The sequence below is a fragment of the Sphingomonas sp. FW306-05-A genome, from assembly GCF_058782275.1.
Genome location: NZ_JBYSXN010000002.1, coordinates 1,431,886 through 1,457,387 on the forward strand (window position 1 = coordinate 1,431,886; position 25,502 = coordinate 1,457,387).

General features: G+C 66.5%; 25 protein-coding genes and 1 tRNA gene. 12 read left to right on the forward strand and 14 right to left on the reverse strand.

What is annotated here, in order from left to right:
- Window positions 1-41: 41 nt before the first annotated feature.
- Window positions 42-977: a ribose-phosphate pyrophosphokinase gene (locus AC3WJR_RS15410; protein WP_354278788.1), complete on the reverse strand. Its 936-nt coding sequence runs from the start codon at window positions 975-977 to the stop codon at window positions 42-44.
- A 150-nt stretch (window positions 978-1,127) separates the two neighbouring features.
- Here AC3WJR_RS15410 and gltX point away from each other — a divergent pair, with 150 nt between their 5' ends.
- Window positions 1,128-2,453: a glutamate--tRNA ligase gene (gene gltX / locus AC3WJR_RS15415; protein ID WP_492725817.1), complete on the forward strand. Its 1,326-nt coding sequence runs from the start codon at window positions 1,128-1,130 to the stop codon at window positions 2,451-2,453.
- Between the two features lie 79 nt (window positions 2,454-2,532).
- On the opposite strand, the gene AC3WJR_RS15420 is transcribed toward gltX, so the two are convergent.
- Window positions 2,533-2,715, reverse strand: a complete 183-nt coding sequence (locus AC3WJR_RS15420) for a hypothetical protein (RefSeq protein ID WP_354278786.1) — start codon at window positions 2,713-2,715, stop codon at window positions 2,533-2,535.
- Between the two features lie 275 nt (window positions 2,716-2,990).
- Window positions 2,991-3,272 carry a hypothetical protein gene (locus AC3WJR_RS15425; protein WP_492725818.1) on the reverse strand — a complete coding sequence of 94 codons (282 nt, stop codon included), beginning with the start codon at window positions 3,270-3,272 and terminating at the stop codon, window positions 2,991-2,993.
- Window positions 3,273-3,679: 407 nt separating this feature from the next.
- Here AC3WJR_RS15425 and AC3WJR_RS15430 point away from each other — a divergent pair, with 407 nt between their 5' ends.
- The 3 genes from AC3WJR_RS15430 to AC3WJR_RS15440 all read left to right on the forward strand — a co-directional run bounded on the left by AC3WJR_RS15430 (window position 3,680) and on the right by AC3WJR_RS15440 (window position 5,132).
- Window positions 3,680-3,853: a DUF465 domain-containing protein gene (locus AC3WJR_RS15430; RefSeq protein ID WP_354278784.1), complete on the forward strand. Its 174-nt coding sequence runs from the start codon at window positions 3,680-3,682 to the stop codon at window positions 3,851-3,853.
- Window positions 3,854-3,942: 89 nt separating this feature from the next.
- On the forward strand, window positions 3,943-4,392 hold the full coding sequence (locus tag AC3WJR_RS15435) for a hypothetical protein (protein ID WP_492725820.1): 450 nt from the start codon (window positions 3,943-3,945) through the stop codon (window positions 4,390-4,392).
- Complete coding sequence (locus AC3WJR_RS15440; RefSeq protein WP_492725822.1) at window positions 4,389-5,132, forward strand: TorF family putative porin; 744 nt, start codon at window positions 4,389-4,391, stop codon at window positions 5,130-5,132. Before AC3WJR_RS15435 ends, AC3WJR_RS15440 begins: the two co-directional genes overlap by 4 nt.
- 216 nt (window positions 5,133-5,348) lie before the next feature.
- Here AC3WJR_RS15440 and AC3WJR_RS15445 read toward each other — a convergent pair.
- A tRNA-Gln gene (locus AC3WJR_RS15445) sits at window positions 5,349-5,422 on the reverse strand.
- A gap of 188 nt (window positions 5,423-5,610) precedes the next feature.
- On the opposite strand from AC3WJR_RS15445, the gene AC3WJR_RS15450 reads away from it, so the two are divergent.
- Both AC3WJR_RS15450 and AC3WJR_RS15455 read left to right on the forward strand, forming a co-directional pair.
- The gene (locus AC3WJR_RS15450) at window positions 5,611-6,723 is read left to right on the forward strand and encodes a Ppx/GppA phosphatase family protein (protein WP_492725824.1); all 1,113 of its coding nucleotides are present in this window, start codon (window positions 5,611-5,613) and stop codon (window positions 6,721-6,723) included.
- Window positions 6,720-7,394, forward strand: a complete 675-nt coding sequence (locus AC3WJR_RS15455; protein WP_492725826.1) for an RlmE family RNA methyltransferase — start codon at window positions 6,720-6,722, stop codon at window positions 7,392-7,394. Before AC3WJR_RS15450 ends, AC3WJR_RS15455 begins: the two co-directional genes overlap by 4 nt.
- A gap of 218 nt (window positions 7,395-7,612) precedes the next feature.
- Here the strand turns inward: AC3WJR_RS15455 and rpoZ are convergent, their stop codons facing one another.
- Complete coding sequence (rpoZ, locus tag AC3WJR_RS15460; protein WP_010161409.1) at window positions 7,613-7,957, reverse strand: DNA-directed RNA polymerase subunit omega; 345 nt, start codon at window positions 7,955-7,957, stop codon at window positions 7,613-7,615.
- Window positions 7,958-8,095: 138 nt separating this feature from the next.
- Here rpoZ and AC3WJR_RS15465 point away from each other — a divergent pair, with 138 nt between their 5' ends.
- Window positions 8,096-9,268: a phospholipase D-like domain-containing protein gene (locus AC3WJR_RS15465; protein WP_492725829.1), complete on the forward strand. Its 1,173-nt coding sequence runs from the start codon at window positions 8,096-8,098 to the stop codon at window positions 9,266-9,268.
- 47 nt (window positions 9,269-9,315) lie between these two features.
- Complete coding sequence (locus AC3WJR_RS15470) at window positions 9,316-10,563, forward strand: MFS transporter (protein ID WP_492726184.1); 1,248 nt, start codon at window positions 9,316-9,318, stop codon at window positions 10,561-10,563.
- Window positions 10,564-11,002: 439 nt separating this feature from the next.
- Here the strand turns inward: AC3WJR_RS15470 and AC3WJR_RS15475 are convergent, their stop codons facing one another.
- On the reverse strand, window positions 11,003-13,285 hold the full coding sequence (locus AC3WJR_RS15475; RefSeq protein ID WP_354278778.1) for a CDC48 family AAA ATPase: 2,283 nt from the start codon (window positions 13,283-13,285) through the stop codon (window positions 11,003-11,005).
- Between the two features lie 359 nt (window positions 13,286-13,644).
- Here AC3WJR_RS15475 and AC3WJR_RS15480 point away from each other — a divergent pair, with 359 nt between their 5' ends.
- Window positions 13,645-14,535: a LysR substrate-binding domain-containing protein gene (locus tag AC3WJR_RS15480; protein ID WP_354278777.1), complete on the forward strand. Its 891-nt coding sequence runs from the start codon at window positions 13,645-13,647 to the stop codon at window positions 14,533-14,535.
- Window positions 14,536-14,662: 127 nt separating this feature from the next.
- Here the strand turns inward: AC3WJR_RS15480 and AC3WJR_RS15485 are convergent, their stop codons facing one another.
- On the reverse strand, window positions 14,663-15,118 hold the full coding sequence (locus AC3WJR_RS15485; RefSeq protein WP_242138131.1) for a peptidylprolyl isomerase: 456 nt from the start codon (window positions 15,116-15,118) through the stop codon (window positions 14,663-14,665).
- Between the two features lie 127 nt (window positions 15,119-15,245).
- Between AC3WJR_RS15485 and mgtE the strand changes: the two genes are divergently transcribed.
- Both mgtE and AC3WJR_RS15495 read left to right on the forward strand, forming a co-directional pair.
- Window positions 15,246-16,643, forward strand: coding sequence for a magnesium transporter (gene mgtE / locus AC3WJR_RS15490; protein WP_354278776.1), 1,398 nt, complete (start codon window positions 15,246-15,248; stop codon window positions 16,641-16,643).
- Between the two features lie 24 nt (window positions 16,644-16,667).
- Window positions 16,668-17,093 carry a DUF1489 family protein gene (locus AC3WJR_RS15495; RefSeq protein ID WP_354278775.1) on the forward strand — a complete coding sequence of 142 codons (426 nt, stop codon included), beginning with the start codon at window positions 16,668-16,670 and terminating at the stop codon, window positions 17,091-17,093.
- Window positions 17,094-17,117: 24 nt separating this feature from the next.
- Here the strand turns inward: AC3WJR_RS15495 and AC3WJR_RS15500 are convergent, their stop codons facing one another.
- From AC3WJR_RS15500 to AC3WJR_RS15525, 6 genes are all read right to left on the reverse strand, one after another.
- Complete coding sequence (locus AC3WJR_RS15500) at window positions 17,118-17,834, reverse strand: head GIN domain-containing protein (RefSeq protein ID WP_492725832.1); 717 nt, start codon at window positions 17,832-17,834, stop codon at window positions 17,118-17,120.
- 44 nt (window positions 17,835-17,878) lie between these two features.
- Window positions 17,879-18,598 (reverse strand): head GIN domain-containing protein, encoded by a 720-nt coding sequence (locus AC3WJR_RS15505; protein WP_354278773.1) that lies wholly within the window; start codon window positions 18,596-18,598, stop codon window positions 17,879-17,881.
- Between the two features lie 522 nt (window positions 18,599-19,120).
- Window positions 19,121-19,654, reverse strand: coding sequence for a CarD family transcriptional regulator (locus AC3WJR_RS15510; RefSeq protein WP_010161421.1), 534 nt, complete (start codon window positions 19,652-19,654; stop codon window positions 19,121-19,123).
- Between the two features lie 239 nt (window positions 19,655-19,893).
- A complete protein-coding gene (gene fdxA / locus AC3WJR_RS15515; RefSeq protein WP_131533043.1) occupies window positions 19,894-20,235 on the reverse strand; it encodes a ferredoxin FdxA in 342 nt (113 codons plus the stop codon).
- Between the two features lie 33 nt (window positions 20,236-20,268).
- Window positions 20,269-20,613, reverse strand: coding sequence for a S4 domain-containing protein (locus tag AC3WJR_RS15520; RefSeq protein WP_492725835.1), 345 nt, complete (start codon window positions 20,611-20,613; stop codon window positions 20,269-20,271).
- The gene (locus AC3WJR_RS15525; protein ID WP_492725837.1) at window positions 20,606-23,134 is read right to left on the reverse strand and encodes a helicase-related protein; all 2,529 of its coding nucleotides are present in this window, start codon (window positions 23,132-23,134) and stop codon (window positions 20,606-20,608) included. Before AC3WJR_RS15525 ends, AC3WJR_RS15520 begins: the two co-directional genes overlap by 8 nt.
- A gap of 263 nt (window positions 23,135-23,397) precedes the next feature.
- On the opposite strand from AC3WJR_RS15525, the gene AC3WJR_RS15530 reads away from it, so the two are divergent.
- A complete protein-coding gene (locus AC3WJR_RS15530) occupies window positions 23,398-24,864 on the forward strand; it encodes a M23 family metallopeptidase (protein WP_492725839.1) in 1,467 nt (488 codons plus the stop codon).
- 25 nt (window positions 24,865-24,889) lie between these two features.
- Here the strand turns inward: AC3WJR_RS15530 and AC3WJR_RS15535 are convergent, their stop codons facing one another.
- Entirely contained in the window at window positions 24,890-25,462 is a 573-nt protein-coding gene (locus tag AC3WJR_RS15535) for a Uma2 family endonuclease (protein ID WP_354278769.1), read from the reverse strand.
- Window positions 25,463-25,502 lie beyond the last annotated feature (40 nt).

A 25,502-nucleotide genomic window follows, 5' to 3' on the forward strand; every position in this document is an offset into this window, starting at 1 on the left:
TCGCAGGAATGACGGACGTCGAGGTGGGCGCGGCCCAGTCCTCAGTCAAACAGCGACGACACCGAGCTTTCATCCGCGATCCGGCGGATCGCTTCCGCCAGCAGCGGGGCGATCGTGAGGTTGCGGATCCGCTTGGCCCCGTTGATCACTTCATGCGTCCCGATCGAATCGGTGATCACCAGTTCCTCGAGCGCCGAGCCCTCGACCCGCGCGACCGCGCCGCCCGAAAGAACGCCGTGGGTCACGTAAGCCGCGACGCCCTCCGCGCCCGCTTCCTTGAGCGCGGCGGCCGCGTTGCACAAAGTCCCCGCCGAATCGACGATATCGTCGATCAGGATGCAGAAGCGCCCCTCGACCTCGCCGATGATGTTCATCACTTCGGATTCACCCGCGCGCTCACGACGCTTGTCGACGATCGCGAGCGGTGCGTTGTTGAGCCGCTTGGCGAGCGACCGCGCACGCACCACGCCGCCGACGTCAGGCGACACAACCATCAGGTTGCGGTCGCCGTAGCGCGTCAGGATATCCGCGGACATCACGGGTGCGGCGAACAGATTGTCGGTCGGGATGTCGAAGAACCCCTGGATCTGCCCGGCATGGAGATCGACCGACAGCACACGGTCCGCGCCCGCGACGGTGATGATGTTGGCGACCAGCTTGGCCGAGATCGGTGTACGCGGGCCGGGCTTCCGGTCCTGCCGCGCGTAACCGAAATAGGGCACCACCGCGGTGATCCGCTTCGCCGACGCGCGTTTCAGCGCATCGATGCAGATCAGCAATTCCATCAGATTGTCGTTGGCAGGGTATCCGGTCGACTGGATCACGAAGACGTCCTCGCCGCGGACATTCTCGTGGATTTCGACGAACACTTCCTCATCGGCGAAGCGCCGGACGCTCGCCTGAGTCAGCGGAATCTCGAGATAGGCGGCGATGTCGCGCGCCAGGGGCAAGTTGGCGTTCCCGGTCAAAAGCTTCATGTGCGGGTGCCCCTGTGTTCGACCAAGCGTTACGAAAAAAGTCGCCCCTCCCTTAGAAGCGGCTTTCGCATCGCGAAAGGGGTTGATCGGATCGGCACGTCGCGTTCGCCGGCGCTTGCCCCGCCGCGTGCCCGTGCGTAGGCCGATGGAATGACCGTTCGCACGCGTTTCGCACCCTCCCCCACCGGGCATCTCCACGTCGGCAACATCCGTGCTGCCCTCCATAACTGGCTGTGGGCGCGCGCGCATGGCGGCGAGTTCTGGCTGCGGATCGACGATACCGATGCGGAACGCAGCGAGGAACGCTTCGTCGACGCGATTCGCGCGGATCTTGCGTGGCTCGGCCTGGTCCCCGATGGCGAGGAACGGCAGTCCGCCCGCTTCGCGCTATATGAGGCGCGGTTCGCGGCCTTGCGCGATGCGGGCCGGATCTATCCTGCCTATGAAACGTCGCAGGAACTCGACCTCAAGCGCAAGATCGCAGCGGGGCGCGGACTGCCGCCAATTTATGATCGCGCCGCGCTCGCGCTGTCGGACGCGGACCGGACCGCGCTGGAAGCCGAGGGCGTTCAGCCGCACTGGCGCTTCAAGCTCGACCACGAAGCGCCGATCGTGTGGGACGACCTGATTCGCGGACCCCAGAAATTCGACGCCGCGACGATGAGCGACCCGGTCATCCGCCGCGCCGACGGATCGTGGTTGTACATGCTGCCCTCCGCGATCGACGATGCCGAGATGGGGATCACGCATGTCGTGCGCGGCGAGGATCATGTGTCGAACACCGCGCTTCAATTGCAGATGTTCGCGGCGATGGGCGTTGCGCCGCCAGCGTTCGCGCATGAGGCGTTGCTGACCGGCGCGGAAGGCAAATTGTCGAAGCGGCTTGGGTCGCTCGGCGTTGCGCATTTCCGCGAGATCGGGATCGAGCCCGAAGCGGTGCGCGCGCTGCTCGCGCGGATCGGGACGAGCCTGCCGGTCGAGCCGCTGGTTGACGTGGCGGCACTGGTCGAGAGCTTCGACTTCGCCAAATTCGGCCGCGCACCCGCGCGCTTCGACGAAGCGGAACTGGCGGGGCTCAACGCCAAGATCGTCCACCAACTCGATTTTGCGCAGGTTGCCGACCGGCTTCCCGCCGGGATGGGCGAAGCGGAATGGGCGGCGGTGCGGCCCAATCTCGCGACGGTTGCGGAGGCTGCCGACTGGTGGCGCGTGATCGAGGGGCCGATCACCACCGAGCGTGACCCGGCGGATGCCGAGTTCCTCGCGTCCGCCGCACGGCTGACCAACGTCATCGCCTGGGATGCCGACCCGTGGCACGCGCTGACCACCGCGCTCAAGGCCGAGACCGGGCGCAGCGGCAAGGCGCTGTTCCTTCCGCTCCGCCGCGCCTTGACCGGGCTCGACCACGGACCGGACATGAAGGCGCTGCTGCCGCTGATCGGACAGGATCGCGCACGCGATCGGCTGGCGGGGTAGCGTCCGACAGCGTCGATCGCGCAGCGTCAGCGCATCCGCGGTCGTCAGAGGAACCGGTGCGCCGCGATACGGCCCACGGTTACCAGGCGCGCGGTGGAGACCCGACGCGCTGTGCCACCGCTTGCTCGACTTCGTTGAGCTGCGCCTTGGTCATGACGCCCGATGCGAGCATCGCCCGCATCAGTTCATCGACCAATGCCGCCAGGAAGTGGACTTCCCCACGTTCGGAAGCAGTGTCTTGACCCTCGCCGTTCACGTCCATCACAAGTCTTCCACGCCAGTTAATCCGATTGCGACGAGTAACCGATAGCTGCTGTTGACCGGTTATGTCACAGAAAATACGACCTTCTGGTGATGGGGCATGCCCTTCTGCGACGGCCAGACTTCGCTGTCTGTGACCACAAACCGCCGTGGGCCGCCCCGTGCGTCGGCCCCCGATGCGGAAAGCCGCTGCCCGGGCGGCATGCTTTGGGTACCAAGCGCATTCGGGTGCACGTCCTACCGGTAAGGGTCCAGGCAGATCACCAGCGACAGTGTCTAATTCACCGTCGAAAAAATGGCATGCAGCAAAACCGGAACTCCAACCAGGACAATCAATACAAGCAGATTCTGCTGACGGACCCATTGCAGCCAAGTCTCGGCTCTCGCATCATTTTCGATCGATACCGCTTCTGCGAATTCATCGACACGGTTTCCGCCGAGCTCTGCGCGAAGATCTTTCGCGCGGTGCGGATGGTGTGGCCGAGACGATGGAGCATCGCATTTCTGCTTGTGTCCCAGCGGACGAAGGTCGTCGGTTTTCAAGATAATGTCGGTCACTGTGCGGTTTCCGTTTATTCGAGATCAAGGTCGCGTGAAGCGCGTCCCAAAGGTCAGATCGAATAAAGCCCGAACTCAAACGGCGGATTGCCGTGAGCCCGGGCTAACCGCGTGCGGCGAGTTGGCCGGCGTGGTCGCAAAACCGCTTATGTGTCGGGGGAACGGACATAAGATATACATCGTATGCCGTCCCCGTGATGTCAACGTGCCCCGAATTCCGCCGCAATCATATTGACCCGGAGCAGCGATCCACTAGTTTGACTGGGCGGGCCGGGCCCCTCTGGCGCTTGTCTTTTGACGAGCGTGATGTCGGACCGCATCGAGGTAGCTCGATGTATAGGCCTGGCCTGCTTGCCTGCTTCTATCTCGGCTGAATCGATTGTTCGATCGTTGGTTGGAGAGCGGCTTTGACGATATTTTCCTACAAACTGACCCAGCTGCACAGGCGTCTGGATGATCAGATTCGCGCCGAGATGAAACGACGCATGCCAGATACTTGGCGGATACTGCGGCTTAAATGGCTGCGCCTGACCGTGAAGGAACGCCTGCGGACATCCCCCTGGCAACCGCAATCGCGGTAAACCGAAAGGCGGCGACCGCGCAGACGGATCGCCCGCAAGAATCCGCGTGACCGGTCAGGATGGATCGGAACTGCAAGAGGAGAACGGATATGGCTTATTTTCTAACCGCCGGACTGGTGCTCGCCGCCACTGGCGCGGCGCTCGGCATGACCGTCGATCACCACAACGAAATGGATCATCACAGCGGTCCGGTCGCGGTCAAATATCGCGGCGACGTGGTCATCACGCACAAACAGGTTGGCGCGGTGACGCCCACCGGAGCAGCATCCTCGCTCCGCTGCGATTGGGCCGCAACCATGGCCGTCACCCGCCACGCGGTCGCAGCATCGGGTACCAGGCTGGTCCGCACGATCGACACCGACCCCGTAGCCACCGGCACCAGAGCCGGGTGGTGCATGACCAGCCACCGGGCGATCACCAAGGAAGTCGCCGGCAAGGCAGCGCACATGCAGCGTCACCTGATCGTCCTGGCGCAAGACGACGAGCAGATGCTGCGGGTCGAACTCGACAGGATCCACGGTTCACAGGGCGCGGGATGATCCGGCACCTTCGAATGCGTGGTGTGCTCGCCGCCGCGACCTGCGGCCTGATCCCGCCAGCCGTTGCCCAGGAAACCCGATCGGCAACGCTCGAGGCGATGAGCGAGGAGGAACGCCGCGGCCTGAGCTGGAGCGAGGGCCGCGCCGCACTGGGAGGCGATTTGCACGTCTCGACAGGCAGGCTGGTTGCTTCGGCGCGTGCGGTGACGATCCGCAACAGCATCCGGCACGGCGGGGCGGATGCCGTGGTCGACCTTGCGCTGGGGACCGGGTGGGATGTTGGTGCCGTGAAGCTGCGAACCGAAGTCGTCGGGCATGCATTCGTCGGCGCGCGCGGACGGATGGATTATGTCGAGGCCGGTGGATCGGCAAGCTATGCCTATGGTCCGCTTTACGCCACCGTCGGGGTGATCGGCGCGCCGTCACAGCGCGCGATCGGTGGCAGCAACGTGCATGTCTACGCGGACCTCAACGCCGGCATTCCCGGCACCCCGCTGACCATTCTCGCGGGAGTGGGCCATTCGTCGGGCAAAAGCAGCGATTCGGTCCGAGCGGATCGCCTCCGGCCGGGCGGAAAGTACAGCAACTGGCGACTCGGCCTCGAACACCATCGCGATCGCGTGACGATCGGCGTCGATTATATCGGCACCGATGTATCCGCCGCCGGTGCGGTTGATACCTTTGCCGACCGGCGCAATGCGACGGACCGGATCATCGGCCGGCTTCAGGTCTCGTTCTGACGATTGCGACCGTTGGTGCAGGCGCAGCGGGGCCTGACGGCCTTTTCAGGCAGCGGTCGTCCACCGCGATCATCATCGAACCCATGAACTTCCGGCAGGTCGGGGGTGAAAGCCCCCGCACCAATGGTCGAGCGATCAACTCCATTGCGCGTCAAACGCACGACCGCCGCCCTCCCCTGTCAGGGAGGTCCGGATCTACGGTCGGAGGAGAATGGCTGGATGCCCCGTGAGGATTCGAACCTCAATAGGCGGTATCAGAAACCGCAGTCTTACCATTAGACGACGGGGCAACGCCGGGCCGCGATCTAGGCGGCGCGCGCGCGGGTGTCAACCGGTCTGCGCATCTCCCTTTGCGACAGGTGTTTCGCATCGCTTGCTGCAACGCCATGCCTGCGCTAGCGTTACCCCCAAGCACCGAACGGCGCGCGTATCCCCGCGTAGCCGCGACGGTAAAACAGAATAAGCGAGTTTTAACGGCATGGGGGACGTTCCGCCCGATATGCCGGTCCGGCAGGCCCGCCCTGCCCGTTCGGCGCCGATCCACGGCCGCGAGGTCCGTGGCAAACCAGCCAACGGCAAGAAGCCGGGCGTCGGCAGACCTGTGGGCCAGGCACCGCGCGGTCGGGACAGCCGACATTTCGCGGCGCTCGACCTCGGCACCAACAATTGCCGGCTGCTCATTGCCCGGCCGCAAGGCGACGGTTTTGCCGTGGTCGACGCCTTTTCGCGAATCGTGCGGTTGGGCGAGGGATTGGCCAAATCGGGGCGGTTGAGCGACGCGGCGATCGAACGGACGATCGTCGCGCTCAAGATCTGCGCCGAAAAGCTCAAGCGCCGCAACGTGACGTTGTCGCGTGCGGTGGCAACCGAGGCGTGTCGCCGCGCGGAGAATGGCGCCGAGTTCATCGCCCGCGCCTATGCCGAGACCGGCATCCTGCTCGACATCATCACCGCGGAGGAAGAGGCGCGGCTTGCGGTGCTCGGGTGCCATGCGCTGATCGAACCCGGCGACGATCCCGCACTGGTGTTCGACATCGGCGGTGGATCGACCGAACTGGTGCTGGTCGACACGGCTGGTGAGACGCCGCGCGTGCTCGACTGGCATAGCGCGCCCTGGGGGGTCGTATCGCTGACCGAGAGCGCCGGGCATGGTCCTCCAGGGGCCGATGGTGGCGCGGACGGGCGCGCTGCGGCCTATGCGCGGATGCGATCGCTGGTTGCCGAGAGCATGGCGGTGTTCGCGGCGCGGTTGCCGCGGGGGATCGCGGTGCCGCGGCTGCTGGGCACGTCGGGGACGGTGACGACGCTTGCAAGCGTCCACCTCGGGCTGTCGCATTACGATCGCTCGCAGGTCGACGGGTTGATCGTTCCCGCCGCGGCGATGCGGCGGATCAGTCTCGACCTCGCCGGGCGCGATCTGAACCAGCGCGCGCAATTGCCGTGCATCGGAACCGAGCGCGCGGATCTGGTCGTGGCGGGCTGCGCGATCCTCGAGACAATCCTCGATTTATGGCCCGCCGAACGGCTGGGCATCGCCGACCGCGGCATCCGCGAGGGCATCTTGCGCCGATTGATGGAGAGTTCTTCGTGAGCAGAGACGGCGGCGGACTTCGCGTCCGCGTAAAGACCGCGCGCAAGCGCACCGCGCAATCGACGCGCTGGTTAGAGCGCCAGCTCAACGACCCTTATGTGAAGCGCGCCAAGGCGGACGGGTTTCGTAGTCGCGCCGCGTACAAATTGTCCGAGCTTAACGAGCGGTTCGATTTCCTCAAGGGCAAGCGCCACGTCGTCGATCTCGGGATCGCGCCGGGCGGCTGGGCACAGGTGGTGCGGCGGCAGGTGCCCAAGGCGGCGATCGTCGGGATCGATCTGCTCCCGGTCGATCCAATCGACGGGGTCGAGATCCTCCAGCTCGATTTCATGGACGACGTCGCGCCCGAGCGGCTGATGGCGGCTTTGGGCGGCGCGCCCGACCTCGTGCTGTCCGACATGGCGGCGAACACCGTCGGGCATCCGCAGACCGATGCCTTGCGCACGATGGGACTGGTCGAAGCAGCGCTCGATTTCGCGATCGACGTGTTGCAGCCAGGCGGTGCGTTCGTCGGCAAGGTGTTCGCGGGCGGCGCGGATACCGCGCTGGTCGCGGAAATGAAGCGCAACTTCACCAGCGTGAAACATGCCAAGCCGCCCGCGAGCCGCAAGGCGTCGTCGGAATGGTATGTCGTGGCGCAGGGGTTCAAGGGGCGGAAGGTCGAGGAATAGCCTCGGCCGCATGGCTGCGGCGTCGATGCTCACCCGGAATGGCGCATCCGGGGCAAAGGCCCTTCGACTTCGCTCAGGGCGAACGGTTGGTGGTGGTAGGCGCCAATTCCACCATGACGCTGACACGGATGTGCAGTGGTCACCACCACATCCGTTCCGGCTGAGCGAAGTCGAAGCCCCCGGCACGACGCCGGGGTCAAACTCCGCTCAGAAAGGCCTCAGCCCTCGTAGTCAGCACCCAGATTCTGGTTGCGCGGCGGTGCAGCGGCGGTGAGGCGGAGTGCCTCGGCCGATGCCGACAGGCTGCCGACCGCATCCGCTTCGTCCTCGTCGTCGACCTGGACGCGCTGGAGACCGTTGATGACCGACTCCTTCAGATGCGCCGGGCGCACACGCTCTTCCGCGATTTCGCGCAAGGCAACGACCGGGTTCTTGTCGCGGTCGCGATCGACGGTGAGGTCGGCACCACCCGAAATGGCCCGTGCGCGCTGGGCAGCGAACAGGACGAGATCGAACCGGTTGGGGATCTTGTCGACGCAATCTTCGACAGTGACGCGCGCCATGAATGGCTTCCTTCGCAAACGACGGTATTCGGAAAGATGATCCCCTAGGGGGCGGGGCCGGGAGAGTCAAGAAAATCGGGGCTTGCCCGTACCCCCGCACCTTGCGGCGGCCCGCGGTTGGCGGCATCACCCGCCGCAATGACCGTGCCCGCCCCCCAGCCGACCTTCACCGTGGCGGGCAACCGGCTGACCATGCTCGATACCGGACCGCGCCGACTGGAAGCGCTGATCGGCCTGATCGACGGCGCGAAACAATCGCTGCGGGTGATCTTCTATATCTATGTCGATGATTCCGCGGGCGAAGCGGTTGCCGCTGCCTTGCTCCGCGCCGCCGCGCGCGGCGTGACGGTGAAGCTGATCGTCGACGGACTCGGCAGCGAAGCCGCTGCGGCGAACGACTTCTTCACGCCGCTTCGCGACGGCGGGGTCGAGGTCTGCCGCTTCGTGCCGCGCTGGGGCCGACGCTATCTGCTGCGCAACCACCAGAAGCTCGCGCTCGCCGATGGCGAGACCGATAACCCGCACGCGATCATCGGCGGGTTCAACGTCGAGGACAGCTACTTCGGCACCCCCGCCGAACAGGCGTGGCGCGATCTCGGGCTGGTTGTCGAAGGCCCGGCGGCACAGCGCATCACCGGCTATTTCGACGTGCTCGCACGCTGGGCGGGCCAGCCCAAGCCGCCGCTGCGCACCTTGCGGCGCGCGCTGTCGCGGTGGAGCGAGCCGCAAGGGACGGTCCGCTGGCTGTTCGGCGGGCCGACGCGGCGGCTGTCCCCCTGGGCGCGCGCGGTGAAGCACGATCTGCGCACGGCGACGCAGGTCGACCTGATCACCGCCTATTTCGCGCCCAATCCCGGGATGCTGCGCAAGCTCGACCGGGCGGGGATGCGCGGGCGGGTGCGGATCGTGCTGGCGTCCAAGAACGATCATGGTGCGGCGATCTGGGCGTCGCGCTTCACCTATGCGGGGCTGCTGCGCAAGCGCGTCCACATCTACGAATATCAGCCGACCAAATTGCACACCAAGCTCTTCCTGATCGGTGACGTCGTCTATATCGGCTCGGCCAATTACGATATCCGCAGCCTGTATCTCAACCTGGAGATGATGTTGCGGATCGAGGACCCCGTGTTTGCCGCGCATGTCCGCCGCTATGTCGACGGCGAGGTGGCAAATTCAGAGGCGATCACGCAGGATCTCTACAAGGCGCGCACCAGTCCGTGGATGCGGGTCAAACAGGCCGCCGCCTTCTTCGTGATGACCGTGCTCGACTATAACATCACCAAACGCCTCAACTTCGGGCCCGAGCGGTGAAGACGGCCGCACGCGTCGATCGCGACTTCGCGTTGCTGTTCGTCGTGATGCTGACGATTGCGGGGGGCAACACCGCGCTGCAGTCGGTCCTCCCTGCGCTCGGTCGGTCGCTGCGGGTGCCGGACAGTGCAGTCGCCGCCGCCTTCTCGGTCTCCGCGCTGCTGTGGGTGATCGCCGCGCCGTTCTGGGCACGCCGGTCGGACCGGCATGGGCGCCGCGCGATGATCCTGCTCGGGATGGGCGGGTTCTGCGTGTCGCTGCTGGTGTGCGGGATCTTCCTCACCGCGGGGATCAACGGCTGGATCGGCGGGACGACCGCGTTCGTCTGCTTCATCCTCGGGCGGCTGATCTACGGCAGCTTCGGCTGCGCCGCGCCGCCCGCGGTCCAGGCGCTGGTCGCGGGCAACACCACCCGCGCCGAACGGACCAAGGCGCTGACGCTGCTCGGCTCGGCCTTCGGGCTGGGGACGATCCTGGGGCCGACGATCGCGCCGTTCCTCGTGCTCGGGACGATCGCGGGCGTAGAAATCGGGCTGGCGGGGCCGGCGTTCCTGTTCGCTTTGTTCGGGCTGTGCGTCCTGATCGCGGTGCGGCGCCTGCTCCCCAACGATCTCACGCCCGACACCGCGACGCACGGTGCCGCCAACGCCTATCCCTCGATCGGCGGCCAGAGCAGCGGCGCGAGCATCGTCGCCGCGACCGAGTCCGACACCGAACTGCAGGCCGAACAAGTCGCTTACCGTGACCCACGGATCCGCCCGTGGCTGATCGCGGGGCTGGTATCGGGCCACGGGCAGGCGATGACCGGGCAGGCGATCGGCTTCCTCGTCATCGACCGGTTGAACCTCGCACCCGCGGAAGCGCTGCAGCCCACCGGAATCGTGCTGATGATCGGCGCGCTCGCCGCCTTGCTGGTGCAATGGGGGATCATCCCCAATCTCGACCTTCGCCCGCGCGCGATGATGCTGGCGGGACTCGCGATCGCCGCGGTCGGCTGTGCGCTCACCGGGCTGGCGACGTCGCTATACACGATCGCCTGCGCCTATGCGCTCGCTTCGGTCGGGTTCGGCTTCACCCGCCCCGCCTTCACTGCGGGCGCATCGCTCGCGGTCGGGCACCATGCGCAAGGCTCGGTCGCGGGCAAGGTCACGTCGGTCAACGGTGCCGCCTTTGTGCTCGGGCCGTCGATCGGCGTCGGCTTGTACGAGGCGCAACATGCGCTGCCCTACCTGGTGGCAGGGGCAGCGATGATGGCACTGTTCGGTTATGCCTGGATGCGGTTGCGCGAGCGATGATCCTCCCCTCCCTGGAAGGGAGGGGATCGAGGGGTGGGTCCGCCCGTCATCGAACGCTCCGCCCGACTACGGGCCGCCCCACCCCCAGCCCCTCCCCTTCGCGGAGGGGAGCGGAAGGGTCAGCGCACGTCTTCCTTCGCGCGCGGCGGGAAGGCGAAGCCGATCGGCTGTAGCGCGGTCGCATCCTGCTTGAGCCGGGCCGACATCGCTTCATATTCGCGCTCGAGTTCGGGCGTCACCGACGCCCGCGAATCGCCCTGCGCGGCGATGATGGCGCTGTTCGGTTATGCCTGGATGCGGTTGCGCGAGCGATGATCCGACCTCCCCTCCCCGGAAGGGAGGGGATCGAGGGGTGGGTCGGCCCGTTATCGAACGTTCCGCCCGAGCACGGGCCGACCCACCCCCAGCCCCTCCCTTTTCAGGGAGGGGAGCAGAAGCGTCAGCGCGCGTCTTCCTTCGCGCGCGGCGGGAAGGCGAAGCCGATCGGCTGTAGTGCGGTCGCGTCCTGCTTGAGCCGGGCGGACATCGCTTCATATTCGCGCTCGAGCTCGGGCGTCACCGACGCCCGCGAATCGCCCAGCGCGGTTTCGAAATGCGCCATCGTGACGTGGTTGACCGTCATCGATTCGCGCAACGCTGCAAGCCCCGCGCGCCGCACCACGTCTTCGAGATCGGCACCGGTGAAGCGATCGGTCTTGCCCGCGATCACGTCGAGATCGACATCCTCGGCAAGCGGCATCTTGCCCGTCTGGATCGTCAGGATGCGCTTGCGCCCCCCGCGATCCGGCACGCCGACATAGACCAGTTCGTCGAACCGGCCCGGACGGAGCAGCGCCGGATCGATCAGATTGGGCCGGTTGGTCGCGCCGATCACGACGACCGACTGAAGTTCCTCCAGCCCGTCCATCTCCGCGAGGATCGTGTTGACCACCCGCTCGGTCACCTGCGGCTCACCCCCGCCGCTGCCGCGCGCGGGCACCAGCGAATCGAGTTCGTCGATGAAGATCACGCATGGCGCCACTTGCCGCGCGCGTGCGAACAGCTTGGCGATCTGCTGCTCGCTCTCGCCATACCATTTGCTCAGCAGGTCGGACGATTTGGTCGCAATGAAGTTCGCCTGTGCCTCGCGTGCGACCGCCTTGGCGAGCAGCGTCTTGCCGGTGCCAGGCGGGCCATACAGCAGGAAGCCCTTCGCTGGGCGAATCCCCAGACGGCGGAACGCCTCGGGGTTCTTGAGCGGCAGCTCGACGCCTTCCTTGAGCCGCATCTGCGCAGAATCGAGCCCGCCGACATCGTCCCAGCGGACGCGCGGGGCCTCGACCATCACTTCGCGCATCGCGCTCGGCTGGACGCGCTTCAACGCATCAAGGAAATCCTCGCGCGTCACCGCCAGCGTATCGAGCACCTCGGGCGGGATCGTGCCTTCGGACAGGTTGAGCCGCGGCATCAGCTTACGCACCGCCTCGATCGCCGCCTCGCGTGCGAGTGCAGCGAGGTCAGCGCCGACGAAGCCATAGGTCGTCCGCGCGAGTTCGCCGAGATCGACCTTGTCGCCGAGCGGCATGCCGCGGGTGTGGATGCCGAGGATCTCGCGCCGTCCGCGTTCGTCGGGAACGCCCACCACGATCTCACGGTCGAACCGGCCGGGACGCCGCAGCGCCTCGTCGATCGCCTCGGGGCGGTTGGTCGCAGCGATCACCACGACGTTGGCGCGCGCTTCCAGCCCGTCCATCAGCGTCAGCAACTGCGCGACGAGGCGCTTCTCCGCCTCCCCCGACACCTGCCCGCGCTTGGGGGCGATCGAATCGATTTCGTCGATGAACACGATCGAGGGCGCGGCCTTGGCGGCTTCTTCGAACACCTGCCGGAGCTTGCCTTCGGATTCGCCGTACGCCGAGCCCATGATCTCGGGCCCGTTGATCAGGAAGAATTCAGCCGCGGATTCATTGGCGACCGCACGCGCAAGGCGCGTCTTGCCGGTTCCGGGTGGCCCATGCAGCAAAACGCCCTTGGGCGGATCGACGCCAAGACGCTGGAACAGTTCGGGATAGCGCAGTGGCAGCTCGACCATCTCGCGGAGCTGGTCGATCGTCGGGCCCATCCCGCCGATATCGTCGTACGTGACGTCGGCGCGGCGTGCTTCCTTGGGCTCCTCATATTCGGGGCGAAGCTCGATCTCGGTCGTCTCGTCGACATGCACCACGCCCTTGGGCACGGTCGAAATCACCGCGAGGCGAATCTCCTGCAGCGCATAAGCGGGCGCGCGCAGCATGTTCTGGACACCTGGTGGCATGTTGTCGACGCGTTGCTGCCCTGCGGTAGCGACGACGTCGCCCTGGCACAAAGGCCGCCCGAAGAAGGTCCGCTTGAGCGCGTTGGACGAGCCCTGCAATCGCAGGTTCTGTTGTGCGGGCGCGAACACGACGCGGGTCGCCGCCTTCGATTCGATCTTGCGCACCTCGACGAAGTCGCCCGATCCGACGCCGGCATTGGCGCGCTGGAGCCCATCAATCCGGATGATCTCGAGTCCCTCATCCTCGACATAGGGCGCGACCGCGCGCGCAGGGGTGGTCGACTTGCCGACGATCTCGATCACGTCGCCCTCGCCGATCCCAAGCGCCGCCAGCATCGAGCGCGGCACATGCGCCAGACCCCGCCCGCTATCTTCCGCGCGGGCATTGGCAACCTGCAATTTCCGAATCGGCGCCTCGGCGTCCGCCATAGTCATTCCCTCACGAAACCCGCTGGTGAGCGCGCGAGATAGGGGGTCGGTTCCGCGAATACGAGGGCGCGCGCCGGGGCGGCCCGGTTCCGAGCGCGATCTGCGCGCGATCTGCGCCCGATCTGTAAAAGACAAAAAAAGGGCCGACCCCGGAGGATCGGCCTTGAAAGTTTTAGGAGAGGATGCCTGAAAGGCACCGTCTAAGTGCACCGCAGCGGATTATGTTGCAAGTGCGAAAGGATCGGATACGATTGCGCTTTGTGCAATCGACGTTATTAATTGCACCTGTAGCGCATAGCCGTCCTGAACCATGCGCAGCATGGTGCGTCGCACCATTCAACAAAGAAGGGGCATCCGATATGCGGCGCCTGCCACCACTCACCGCGATCGAAGCCTTCGTCCAGGTCGCGCGCACGGGATCGATCAAGGCCGCTTCACAAGAACTTGCGCTGTCACCCCCGGCGCTGAGCCGTCGCATCCAGGCGCTCGAACGCTTCATCGGTCGCCCGTTGTTCGAACGTCGGCATCAGGCGGTCGTGCTCAATGCGGACGGCGACCGGCTGCTCCAGCAAATTGCCCCCGCTCTGGACCAATTGTCCGATGCGGTCGAAGTGATGACGAGCAATACCGACGTGTTGCGGCTGCGGCTGGGCATCCTGCCGCTTTATGCGTCGCAACGGTTGTTCCCGCGACTCGGCGAACTGCGCAACCGGCATCCCGAACTGCACCTCGACATCGACACCAGCACGCACAACATCGCGCGGCTCGGCGAGGGGCTCGACGCGGTGATTGCTTTGGCACGCGATATCGACCCGGCGTTGTACGCGCGGCGGCTCGATCGCAACCAGGTCTATGTCATCGGCGCACGCTCGCTGATCGAGGGGCCGGATCCGGTGGTACGGCCGGAACAGCTTTCGGGGCTCACTGCGCTGGTTCACCGCGAGATGCCCGACACGTTCACCGCGTGGCGCGCGGCCGCGGGGCTGACCGAACTCGAGCCGCTGGCGGTCGATCATTTCGATTCGGGGGCGTTGATGCTCGAGGCGGCGGCGCAGGGGCTCGGCATCGCCTTCATGCACGAAAGCCATTTTGCGGATGCCAACGATGCGCGGATCGTGCGGCTGTTCGATATCTCGGTAGAAAGCCCGTACAGCTACTGGTTCGCCTGCCGCCCGCGCGCGCTGGCGCAGAAGCCGGTGAAGCTGTTCCACGACTGGCTGATCGCCACGATCGCGGACCCGAGTGTGTAGCAAAATTAGCCCCTCCCCTTCAGGGGAGGGGTTGGGGGTGGGGCAGTGCCTCGCAGAGAGGTTCACTCTGCTGGACTGCCCCACCCCAACCCCTCCCCCGAGGGGGAGGGGCTTTTAGAAAGAACCTTTAAGCAGCCGTCGCCTTCAAAATCTTGCCCGGCTCGCGCGGCGGCTCGCCCTTCGGCAGCGCGTCGATATGCTCCATGCCCGACGTCACCTGGCCCCACACGGTGTACTGGCCGTCGAGGAAGCGTGCATCGTCGAAGCAGATGAAGAACTGGCTGTTCGCCGAGTTCGGATCGTTGGTGCGTGCCATCGACGCGACGCCGCGGACATGCGGCTCCTTCGAGAATTCGGCGGGGAGGTTGGGCTTGTCCGAACCGTGCATGCCGGTGCCGGTGGGGTCGCCGCCCTGCGCCATGAAGCCGGGGATGACGCGGTGGAACACGACGCCGTCATAGAAGCCGTCGTTCGCCAGCTCGGCGACACGCGCGACGTGCTGCGGCGCGAGATCGCCGCGCAGCTTGATCACGACATCGCCGCCATCGAGGGTCAGCGTCAGGGTTTCGGGAAGATCGGCCATGTTGGGCTCCTGAAATGGGGATGACGCTGCCGTAGCGATGCAGCGTCGGAGAGGCAAATCGCCACCGATTGGCTTTGTTCCCATATCGGGCTAGAGCGCACCCCCGGCGGGCAACAGGAGGTCCATGATGAGCGAGACCGAGCTCCTTCCCGAAAACGACGGCGCACAACTCGACGAGGACGATCGGCTCAAGCCCGAATTCGTTCGCGCGGTGCTCGATGCGGTCGAGGCGGGCGATGCGGAGGGTGCGCGCGCGCTGGTCGAGCCGCTCCATCCCGCCGACATCGCCGATCTGTTCGAACTGACCCCGGCGGATTGCCGCGCGGCGCTGGCGAGCGCGATCACCGACCTGCTCGACGGCGACGTCTTCGCCGAAATGAACGATTACGTCCGCGAGGATCTGATCGATTCGCTCTCGGCGAGCCAGGTCGCGGATATCGCGTCCGAACTCGACACCGACGATGCGGTCGCGATCATCGAGGACATGGAGCCCGCCGACCAGCGCGAAGTGCTCCGCGCGCTCGACCCCGACGATCGCGCTGCGATCGAGGAGGCGCTGAGCTATCCCGAGGAATCCGCCGGCCGCCTGATGCAGCGCGAGCTGATCGCGGTGCCCGAACATTGGCGCGTCGGCGACGTGCTCGATTATCTGCGCACGCATGACGCGCTGACCACCGATTTCTGGGAAATCTTCGTGGTCGACCCGGCGCACAAGCCGATCGGAACGGTCGCCTTGTCGTGGATCCTCCGCACCCCGCGCGGGATTGCGATCAGCGACGTGATGCAGCGCGAACAGACGCTGATCCCGGTCGACATGGACCAGGAAGAAGTCGCGCTGCGCTTCCAGAAGTACGCGCTGATCTCAGCGGCGGTGACCGACACCGGCGGTCGGCTCGTCGGCATGATCACGGTCGACGATATCGTACACATTATTTCCGAGGAAGCGAGCGAAGACATCCTGCGCCTGTCGGGCGCGGGCGACGGCGACATCAACGAACCGATCCTGCTGACCGTGCGGACGCGGATCACCTGGCTGGTGGTCAACCTCGGCACCGCGATGATCGCCGCGTCGGTGGTCGGTGCGTTCCAGGGTCAGATCGCGCGCTTCGCATTGCTCGCGGTGCTGATGCCGATTGTGTCGGGGATGGGCGGCAATGCGGGCACGCAGACGCTCGCGGTCGTCGTGCGCGCGCTCGCGACCAACCAGCTGACGAGTTCGAATACCGCACGGATGATCCTGCGCGAATTCCGCATCGCCGCCGCCAATGGCGCGATGTTGGGCGTATTGGTCGGCACCGGGACCTACCTTGCGTTCGGCAATGTTGGGCTCGCGATCGTGATCGCGATGGCGATGGTGATCAACAATCTGATCGCGGGGCTGGCGGGCGTGCTCGTCCCGGTGTCGCTGGAACGCGCCGGGGTCGATCCCGCGGTATCGTCGGCGGTGTTCGTGACGACGATGACCGATGTGATGGGTTTCTTGTCGTTTCTGGGGCTTGCGACGCTGTGGGGGCTTGGCGGCTGACGTGCGCGCGCCCAAATCGGCGACATGTTGCATTTGACCAAGGTTGCGTTCGGCGCGACGAGCCTCGAACATCTCGCCGAACGCCTCAAGCAACGCGCCGCGGACGGGCCGGTGTTTCTCACCACGCGCTATCTGCCCAAACGGCACGAGGAAATCGTCGGTGCGGACGGCCAAGGGGATGGCAAGGGCGGCTCGCTCTACTGGATCATCAAGCACACGTTGGTCGCGCGCTCGCCGATCCTAGGCTTCGGCGAGGCCGAGGGCGGGCGAGTCGCGATCCATATCGACCCCGCGCTGGTGCTCACCGAAGGCCGCCCCAAGCGCGCGCACCAGGGGTGGCGCTATCTTGAGCCGGGGGATGCACCCGCCGATCTGGGCGGCGACGTCGTGGTGGGGGATGCGATGCCCGCCGCGCTGATCGGCAAGCTCGCGGCGCTGGGGCTGATCTGACGAAGGCTTACGGCGTCTCCCCCCTTACGGCGCCGCCTCTACCCCGCATCGGATCGGCCCGCTCGCCGCCTTGGACACCCGGCACGTCGGCTTGCCATAGATCGTCACCGCGCCAAGCCCGGTGCTCGTCGCATCGGCGGTGTAGCGTGCGGTCGCGGTGATCGTCCCCGATCCGTCAAGCCGCACCGTCAGCGCATCGCTGCGCAGCGCGGCGGCAGCGATCCCGCCGGTCCCGCTGGTCAGCAACCGGACCCGACCCCCGCGCCCGCCGAGCGTCATCGCGCCCGTCCCGAGCAGCGTCGCGTTGAGCTCGTCCGCGTCGAGCGCAGGCGCGACGATCGATCCACTCCCCGTCACTGCCAAATCGACTCGCTGTGCGCGGAACGGCCCCGCCACCGTCAGCCGCCCGCCACCGATGACGGTCGCACCGCGCAGCATCGGCACCCCCAGCCGGATCACGAGCGGTTGCGCACCGCCGCGCCGCGGCACTTCACCCCAGCCGCGGCTGCCCGCACGGACGATCAAAGTGCGCCCCTCGACCCGGATGTCGAGCCCGTCGCTCGCTTCCGCCGGCCCCTCCGCCCGCGCCGAGGGCGGTGCGCGCGTCGTCAGCGCGACGTCGAACGGGCCGTCGATCCGGATCCGGTCATAATCGGTGACGACATAGGACCGGCCTGTCGCTGCCAGCGCAACACCAGGCATTGCGAGAAAAAGCAGGGTGAGCAGGCGGACAAGGATCATCCACAGGGCATCGCCGCGATTCCGCGCTCAGGCAAGCGCCCGATTCACCCGCCGCAGCGGACGTTGCCCGATCCGGTCTTGCTCACTGAACACCGCGCCTGCGGCCCGAGATCGACATCGCCCGATCCCACCAGCGAAACCTGCGCCTGCCCGACGACGTCGGCGCGGACATCCCCCGATCCCGCGAGCGAGACGGTCGCCGACCCTGCCTTGACCCCGCCCGCCGACACGTTGCCCGACCCGGCAAGCTTGACCGTCAGCCGCTCGACCCGGCCCCTGGCGTCGATATTGCCCGACCCGGCCACCGTCAGCCGGGCATCGGGCACCGTCAGCGTCGCAATCGACAGATTGCCCGACCCGGCAGCCTCCCCGCCGAAGCGCTGCCCATCGACCCGGTCGATCGCAAGGTTGCCCGATCCGACGATCTGCGCGGTGACGATCCGTGGCATCGTCACGAACACCTTCACGCCGCGCCGTCCGCCGCCCCAGCTCATGCCCGCAAGGTTTTTCTTGCGCCCGACCTTCAACGTATCGCCGTCGCGGAGGATCTCGAGCTTGTCGAGTTCGGCGCTCGGCCCTTCGGCCCGGACCGAGAAGCCGGTGCCGACGCGGACATCGACATCGTCCGATCCCCGCAGCGAGACCCCGCTGAAATCGGTGATCGCGAAGGTGCGGGTGGTTCCTGCGCCCGCGGAGGTGGCCGCATCGCTGGTGTTGGAACATCCCGCAAGCGCGACGGCTGCGAGGAAGGACAGACTGCGCATACGCTACCTCCTGTGTGTTGCCTTATTAGTACACCGTCCGCTTTCGGATGCAACCCCTGTCGTGGGCCCGCCCCCTCCACACGCCGTGATGCTGAACGTGTTTCAGCATCCACCGTGCGACAGGCGCGGACCGTCAATGCGGCGCGGTGGCCCCTGAAACACGTTCGAGGTGACGCAAGGGGCGCGAGCGCCGTCCCACTCCAAACGCGCCGTCATGCTGAACTTGTTTCAGCATCCACCATGCGACGGGCACGGACCGTCATCGCGGCGGGGTGGACCCTGAAACGAGTTCAGGGTGACGCAGGGTGGGGGGGGTCCCGTGCCTCTTCATCCCACCCGTCATGCTGAACTTGTTTCAGCATCCACCGTGGGACCGGCACGGACCGTCATCACGGCGCGGTGGACCCTGAAAGACGTTCGGGTGACGCCGGGAGTGGGAGCGCCCCCGCTGCCCCCAAACGAAAAAAGGGGCGACCGTCGCCGGCCGCCCCTTTTTCAAACCGCGGTATCCGCAAAAGAACGTCAGGCCGGAGCCTTGTCCTTGTTGTGGATCGCCGCTGCCTTGCGCAAAATCTCGAGGATCTTTTCCTGCGCGGTCGGCTCGTCGACCTGCTCCATCGCGGCGAGTTCGCGCGCGAGGCGGCTGGTCGCGCCTTCGAAGATCTGCCGCTCGGAATAGCTCTGCTCGGGCTGGTCGTCGGCACGGAACAGGTCGCGGACCACTTCGGCGATCGACACGAGGTCGCCCGAATTGATCTTGGCTTCATATTCCTGTGCACGGCGCGACCACATGGTGCGCTTGACGCGCGGCTTGCCGGTCAGCGTCTCGAGTGCCTCACGCAGCGTCTTGTCGCTGGAAAGCTTGCGCATTCCGACGCTTTCGGCCTTGTTGGTCGGCACGCGCAACGTCATGCGCTCTTTTTCGAACCGCAGAACATAGAGTTCGAGCTGCATCCCGGCGATTTCCTGCCGCTGAAGCTCGATCACACGGCCAACGCCGTGCTTGGGGTAAACGACATAATCGCCGACGTCGAAGGACAGCGCCTTGGCAGCCATTCCGTTGGACCTTTCTGTGGACCGGGTATCCGGTGCAACGCACTTCTCGCAGCAAAGCTGCATCAGCGCTCGCAGGGTGGTGGGTTGATACGTCTCCGTGTCGGACAGCGCCTGAAGCACCGTCCGTCGTCACCCTTTTAACACAGTCGCAACAAAATTACCAGACAAAGGTCGCGCTCGCGCCGCTCCCGACGGGATCGGACGCACGACGACGTGCCATTTCCGGCCAATCCGGTCGATCAGTCGCCCGCGCCGGGCTCTGCCGAGAAGAACTTGTCGTACTTGCCGGTCTCGCCCTTATGCTCGTCGGCGTCGGCAGGCGTCTGGTTCGCCTTGCGCGTGACGTTGGGCCACTGGCTAGAGAAGGTCGTGTTGAGTTCGAGCCACGGTTCGAGACCGCTTTCCGTATCGGGGAGGATCGCTTCGGCGGGGCACTCGGGCTCGCAGACGCCGCAATCGATGCATTCGCTGGGGTTGATGACCAGCATGTTCTCGCCTTCATAGAAGCAATCGACCGGGCACACCTCGACGCAGTCCATGTACTTGCACTTGATGCAGGCATCGGTGACGACGTAGGTCATTAGGTAACTCCCGGAGCAACGAACTCGACGCTGCTATGCGCGAGCGTCCGCCCCGTCAATGTTTGCGTCACTGATTGCGGTGGCTGTCCGGTCATTTTCGATCAGGTCGACGTAGCACGCCCGCCCCGCTTCGGGCGGGCCGCGACGCTCGGGCAGGCATTCGACGCGGATCGCGCGAATCCGCCCCGAGGGGGTGGCGAAGGCGAGTACGCTCCCGATCCGCACCGCCGCGGCGGGCCGGTCGACCGCGCGCCCGTCGATCCGCAATCGTCCGCTCGCGGCCATCCCTTGCGCGATGCTGCGCGTCTTCACGATCCGGGCGAACCAGAGGAAACAGTCGAGCCGCATGCTCGGGCCGCGGGGGAAAGCTTCAGCCATGCACCGCCAGATCGGCAAGCGCCGCAAAGTGCGTGCCGCGCGGGGCGACGACGGGACGGACGGTCGGCAGCCCACGCCAGACCCAGCGCGGTACCGTATCGTCGGCGGCAGGGGGCGCAGCAGCAGGAGCCGGGCGGAAGCCGAACCCCGCCATCAGTTTCTCGATCGTCGGCGGGGTCAGTCCCATCGACAGCGCGAGTGCGGGATCGAGCGCGAACGGCTGTCGACCCGCCGCACCGCGCGCGTCATGCGCCGCGCGCGCGATTCGTTCGATCAGGTCGATCCGCACCGCTTGCGCCGCGATCGGGCGATAGCCGTCCACCAGCGTCGCGCCGGGCGTGCCGCGCACCAGCACACTCGCGCCGTCGCGCGGTGCGTCGGCGATCCCGCGCGCGTCGCGGATCGCGAACAGGGCGCGCCGCCAGCGTGCGGCGGCCGGCTTGAGCAAGCGCGGATCGAACAGGTCGAGCGCGCCGATCGTCACCCCCGCCCGCCGGAACGCCTTGCGCGCGACGCCGTCGAGCTTGTCGAGCACCGCCACCACTTCGCTCCGCGCGACCATCCCGCCGCCCGCAACCAGCGCCGCCGCGACCGCGCGCGATGCAGGACTGGCGGCCGGATCACGCTGGACCGAGTCGAGCAGCACCGGCCCCGGCAGGGCGCGTGCGACCGAATCACCGAACCAGCCGCGCAGCCGCTGCTCGATCTTGGCGCGGAGCGTCACGTCGAGGCAATCGAGCGCGCGGTCGAGCACGATGCGCGGGCGCACCAGGCTTTGCCCCGGCGCAAAGGTCGCGACCGTAAAGTCGCGCCACAGCAGCACCGGCGTCTCGCCCGCCTCGGTGCGCAGCGACAGGTCGGCATCCGCCGCTTCGGCGAGCGCGATCCCTCGCTTGCCGCGCTCGTCGCCCAGCCGCCGTTCCGCCGCCGCAAGCAGCATGCGCTTGTCGTTCGCGCGCGCATCCGCTGCGACCGTGAAGCGGAACCCGTCGAGCCGCCCGATCGCATGATCCTCGACCATCACTTCGCCTTCCGGCCCGATCGTGACGGGGAGCATCCGCGGATCCGCGCCGATCTGGCGCATCAGCAGCGTCGTGCGCTTGTCGACGAAGCGTTGCGTCAGGCTGGCGTGGAGCGCATCCGACAACCGTTCCTCGACCGCACTCGCGCGCGCCGCGCCCTGCGCCGGGTCCGCCAGCCAGTCGCGCCGGTTGGCGATATACGCCCAGCTCCGCGCCGCCGCGATCCGCCCGGCGAGCGTCTCGACATCGCCGACCACCGTATCGAGCCGCGCCAGTTCCGCCGCGAACCAGGCGTGCGGGATATGCCCCTGCCCCTCGCTCAGATAGCCGAACACGCGCGCGACGAAGCGGGTATGCGGATCGACGCCGAGTTTACGGAAGTCGGGCAGCCCGCACGCCGCCCACAGCCGCTCGACCATCGCCGGATGCCGCGTCCGCGCGCGTACCCAATCCTCTTCGGCCAGGCGCTTGAGCACCGCAAGATCGACCGATTGCGGGGCAGCGCGCAGGCGACGGTTCTCGGGCTTGGCTTCGAGGCTTGCGATCAGTGCGGCAACGCTCGAGAAATCGGGCTCGCCCTCGCGCCAGTAGAGATGTTCGAGCGGCGGGAAACGATGCTCCTCGATCGCGAGCACTTCCTCGGGGCCGAACGCCCCCGGCCCTTCCTCGACCAGCGCGCCGAACGTCCCGTCGCGCTGGTGCCGCCCTGCCCGTCCCGCGATCTGCGCCATTTCGGCGACGGTCAGGCGACGCTGGCGGTGGCCGTCGAACTTGTTGAGGCTGGCGAAGGCGACATGGTTGACGTCCATGTTGAGCCCCATGCCGATCGCATCGGTCGCGACCAGATAATCGACCTCGCCCGCCTGGAACATCGCGACCTGCGCGTTGCGGGTGCGCGGGGACAGCGCGCCCATCACCACCGCCGCGCCGCCGCGCAGACGCCGCAGCATCTCGGCGACCGCATAGACTTCCTCCGCGCTGAACGCGACGATGACGGAGCGTTTCGGGAGGCGGCTGATCTTCTTGGCACCCGCATAGCTCAGCGTCGAAAAGCGCGGGCGGTTGATGATCTCGATTCCCGGGACCAGCGCCTTGAGCATCGGGCGCAGCGCTTCGGACCCGAGCAGCATCGTCTCGTCGCGCCCGCGGGCGCGCAGAATGCGATCGGTGAAGACATGACCCCGTTCCAGATCGGCTCCAAGCTGCGCCTCATCGACTGCAACGAACGCCAAATCGCGGTCAACCGGCATGGATTCGGCTGTGCACAGGAACCAACGTGCGTCTTTTGGGACGATCTTTTCCTCGCCGGTGATCAAGGCGACGCGGTTCGCGCCCTTGATCTTAACGACCCGGTCATAGACCTCGCGCGCCAACAGGCGCAGCGGAAAGCCGATCATGCCGCTGGAATGCCCGCACATTCGCTCGACCGCGAGATGCGTCTTGCCGGTGTTGGTCGGCCCGAGCACCGCAGTGACGGCGCTGTCGTGGTGACGTTGCATGACACAAGCAACATCGCGTCCCCAGAGGCGATACGCAACCATCCCGTTTGCAAAAAAAGACCGCGAGATCATCGCCCAGCCACCGATATGCCGCCGACCCGGCGTGTTCCCGACGCGGTCGTATCGTTCGAACGGTTGACCGCATCCCACCCCATCGCAGGCGGCGGTTAATTTGACTTTAGGACTTGGGCGGCACAGTCCTCGGGCCCGACGCTGCGGGGCAGATCAGGCGGCGGACAACGGATTTCGGGGTCGAAACAGCCTTGTTTGTACCAAATTTGAACGACGTGGAGACTTCGGGCGGCAGCGCAGCGCTGTCCTTCGGCCGCGCCATTGTGCCCGCGGCGCAGACCCGCCGACTCGAACGCCTGCGCGCCGCCGCGGGCCGGGTCGATTGGGTGCCCGACCTCGGAACCCGCATCGGCTCGCGCGACTGGTGGCGCGGTGCCGCGACCTGCGCCGCGCTGTGCGTGACCGCCTTCGTCATCGCACCGCCGCTCACCACGCCGCTGCTCGGCGCGGCCGCCGCACCGATGATCGGCACCGACCGCGAGGAAGCGCGTGCGCAGATGATCGCGCCGCTTGCCTGGGGCGCGGATACCGGGCGGCACATGGCGTCGAACGATCTCGTCCGTCCGCTGACCGAAGCCCCCGAACGCCCGGTCGAGCAACGCACCGCGACGGTCGGCCACGGCGACAGCCTGGGCGACATGCTGCAACGCGCCGGCCTGTCCGAGCGCGATGCGCAGGACACGGTTGCGCTCGTCGCGACGACGGTGCCGCTCGACACGCTCAAGCCCGGCACGCAGATCCCGCTGACGCTCGGTCGCCGCCCCAACCGTAGCGTTGCGCGCCCGCTCGAGGCACTGTCGCTGCGCGCGCGGTTCGATCTCGCGCTCGACCTCAAACGCGTGGGCGACCGGTTGGTGATGGAGCGCCGCGCGATCGCGGTCGATGACACGCCGCTTAGGATCACGGGCGCGGTTGGCTCCAGCCTGTACCGCTCGGCGCGCGCGGCGGGGGTCCCGATCCGCGCGGTCGAGAGCTACATCAAGGCGATCGCGAGCAAGGTCGCGGTCGGCCAAATCGATTCGAACGACACCTACGACCTGATCGTCGAGCGCCAGCGCGCCGCGACCGGCGAAACGCAGCTCGGCAAGCTGCTGTTGGCGGGGCTCGGCCACGGTGGACGCAAGACGCAGTTGGTCCAGTGGAACGACGGCACCTGGTATGAAGCATCCGGCCAAGCCGAACGGCAGGGGCAGTTCACCATGCCGGTATCGATGGCGCGCGTGACCTCGAGCTTCGGGATGCGCTTTCATCCGCTGCTCGGCTTCTCGCGGATGCACAAGGGGATCGACATCGGCACCGCCACCGGCACGCCGATCCACGCCCCCGCCGACGGCGTGGTCGCGTTCGCCGGGCGCAGCGGGGGTTATGGCAATTTCCTCAAGATGGCGCACGGCGGGTCGATCGTGACCTGCTACGGGCACCTCAGCCGTTTCGCGGTGCGCGCAGGCCAGCGCGTGTCGCGCGGGCAGGTGATCGGCTATTCGGGCAACAGTGGCCTTTCGACCGGACCGCACCTCCACTGGGAAGTGCTGCGCGGCGGGGTTGCGGTCAATCCGCGCGGCTTCTCCTTCTCCAGCCTTGCGACGCTTTCGGGGGAGCAGTTGCGCGCGTTCCGGGCGAGGGTTTCCGGTCTCCTCGCGGTAAAGCCGGGCGCCTGAAAGCCCTGAACACGGAGCGTCGCGCTCAGACCAGTCCCGTGCCGTCGATCACGAGGTCGGGCAACGTCGCGCTGGGCACCGCCCCGGCGAGCGGGAGCGACCTGCGGTGCGAGAACCCCTCCGCCGATACCGACCAGAATTGATGGACGGTCGTCTCCGCGAGATCGACGACCCAATATTCCGGGACGCCGTGCCGCGCATAGAGCGCCAGTTTCGCGCCGAGATCGTTCTCCAGCGTCGTATCCGACACCTCGACCACCAGCGCGACATGCTCGATCCGGAAATAATCGCGCGCCATCGGCGCATCGACGACAGCAACGTCGGGTTCGGGAAGATTATACGGCGGTAGCGCGAGCGTTGGCTCGACCACTGCGCTGAAGCGCGAGCCCGTCGCTTCCAAAGCGGCCTGCAACCGATACATGAGCTGACTTTTGACGAAGGTATGCGGGCGGAATTCTGCGCTCATTCCGACGATCATCCCCTCGATCAACTCGACCTTTTTTAAATCGGCGAACGCGCCCGTGCGATCGAGCACCTCGAAGTCCTCGATCCGGAGCTTGACCGGATGCGGCACGTTCACGGGGATCGTCATGTTCATGGCACAAACAGCATAGCATTTGCGCTTGCCCCCCTAAAGC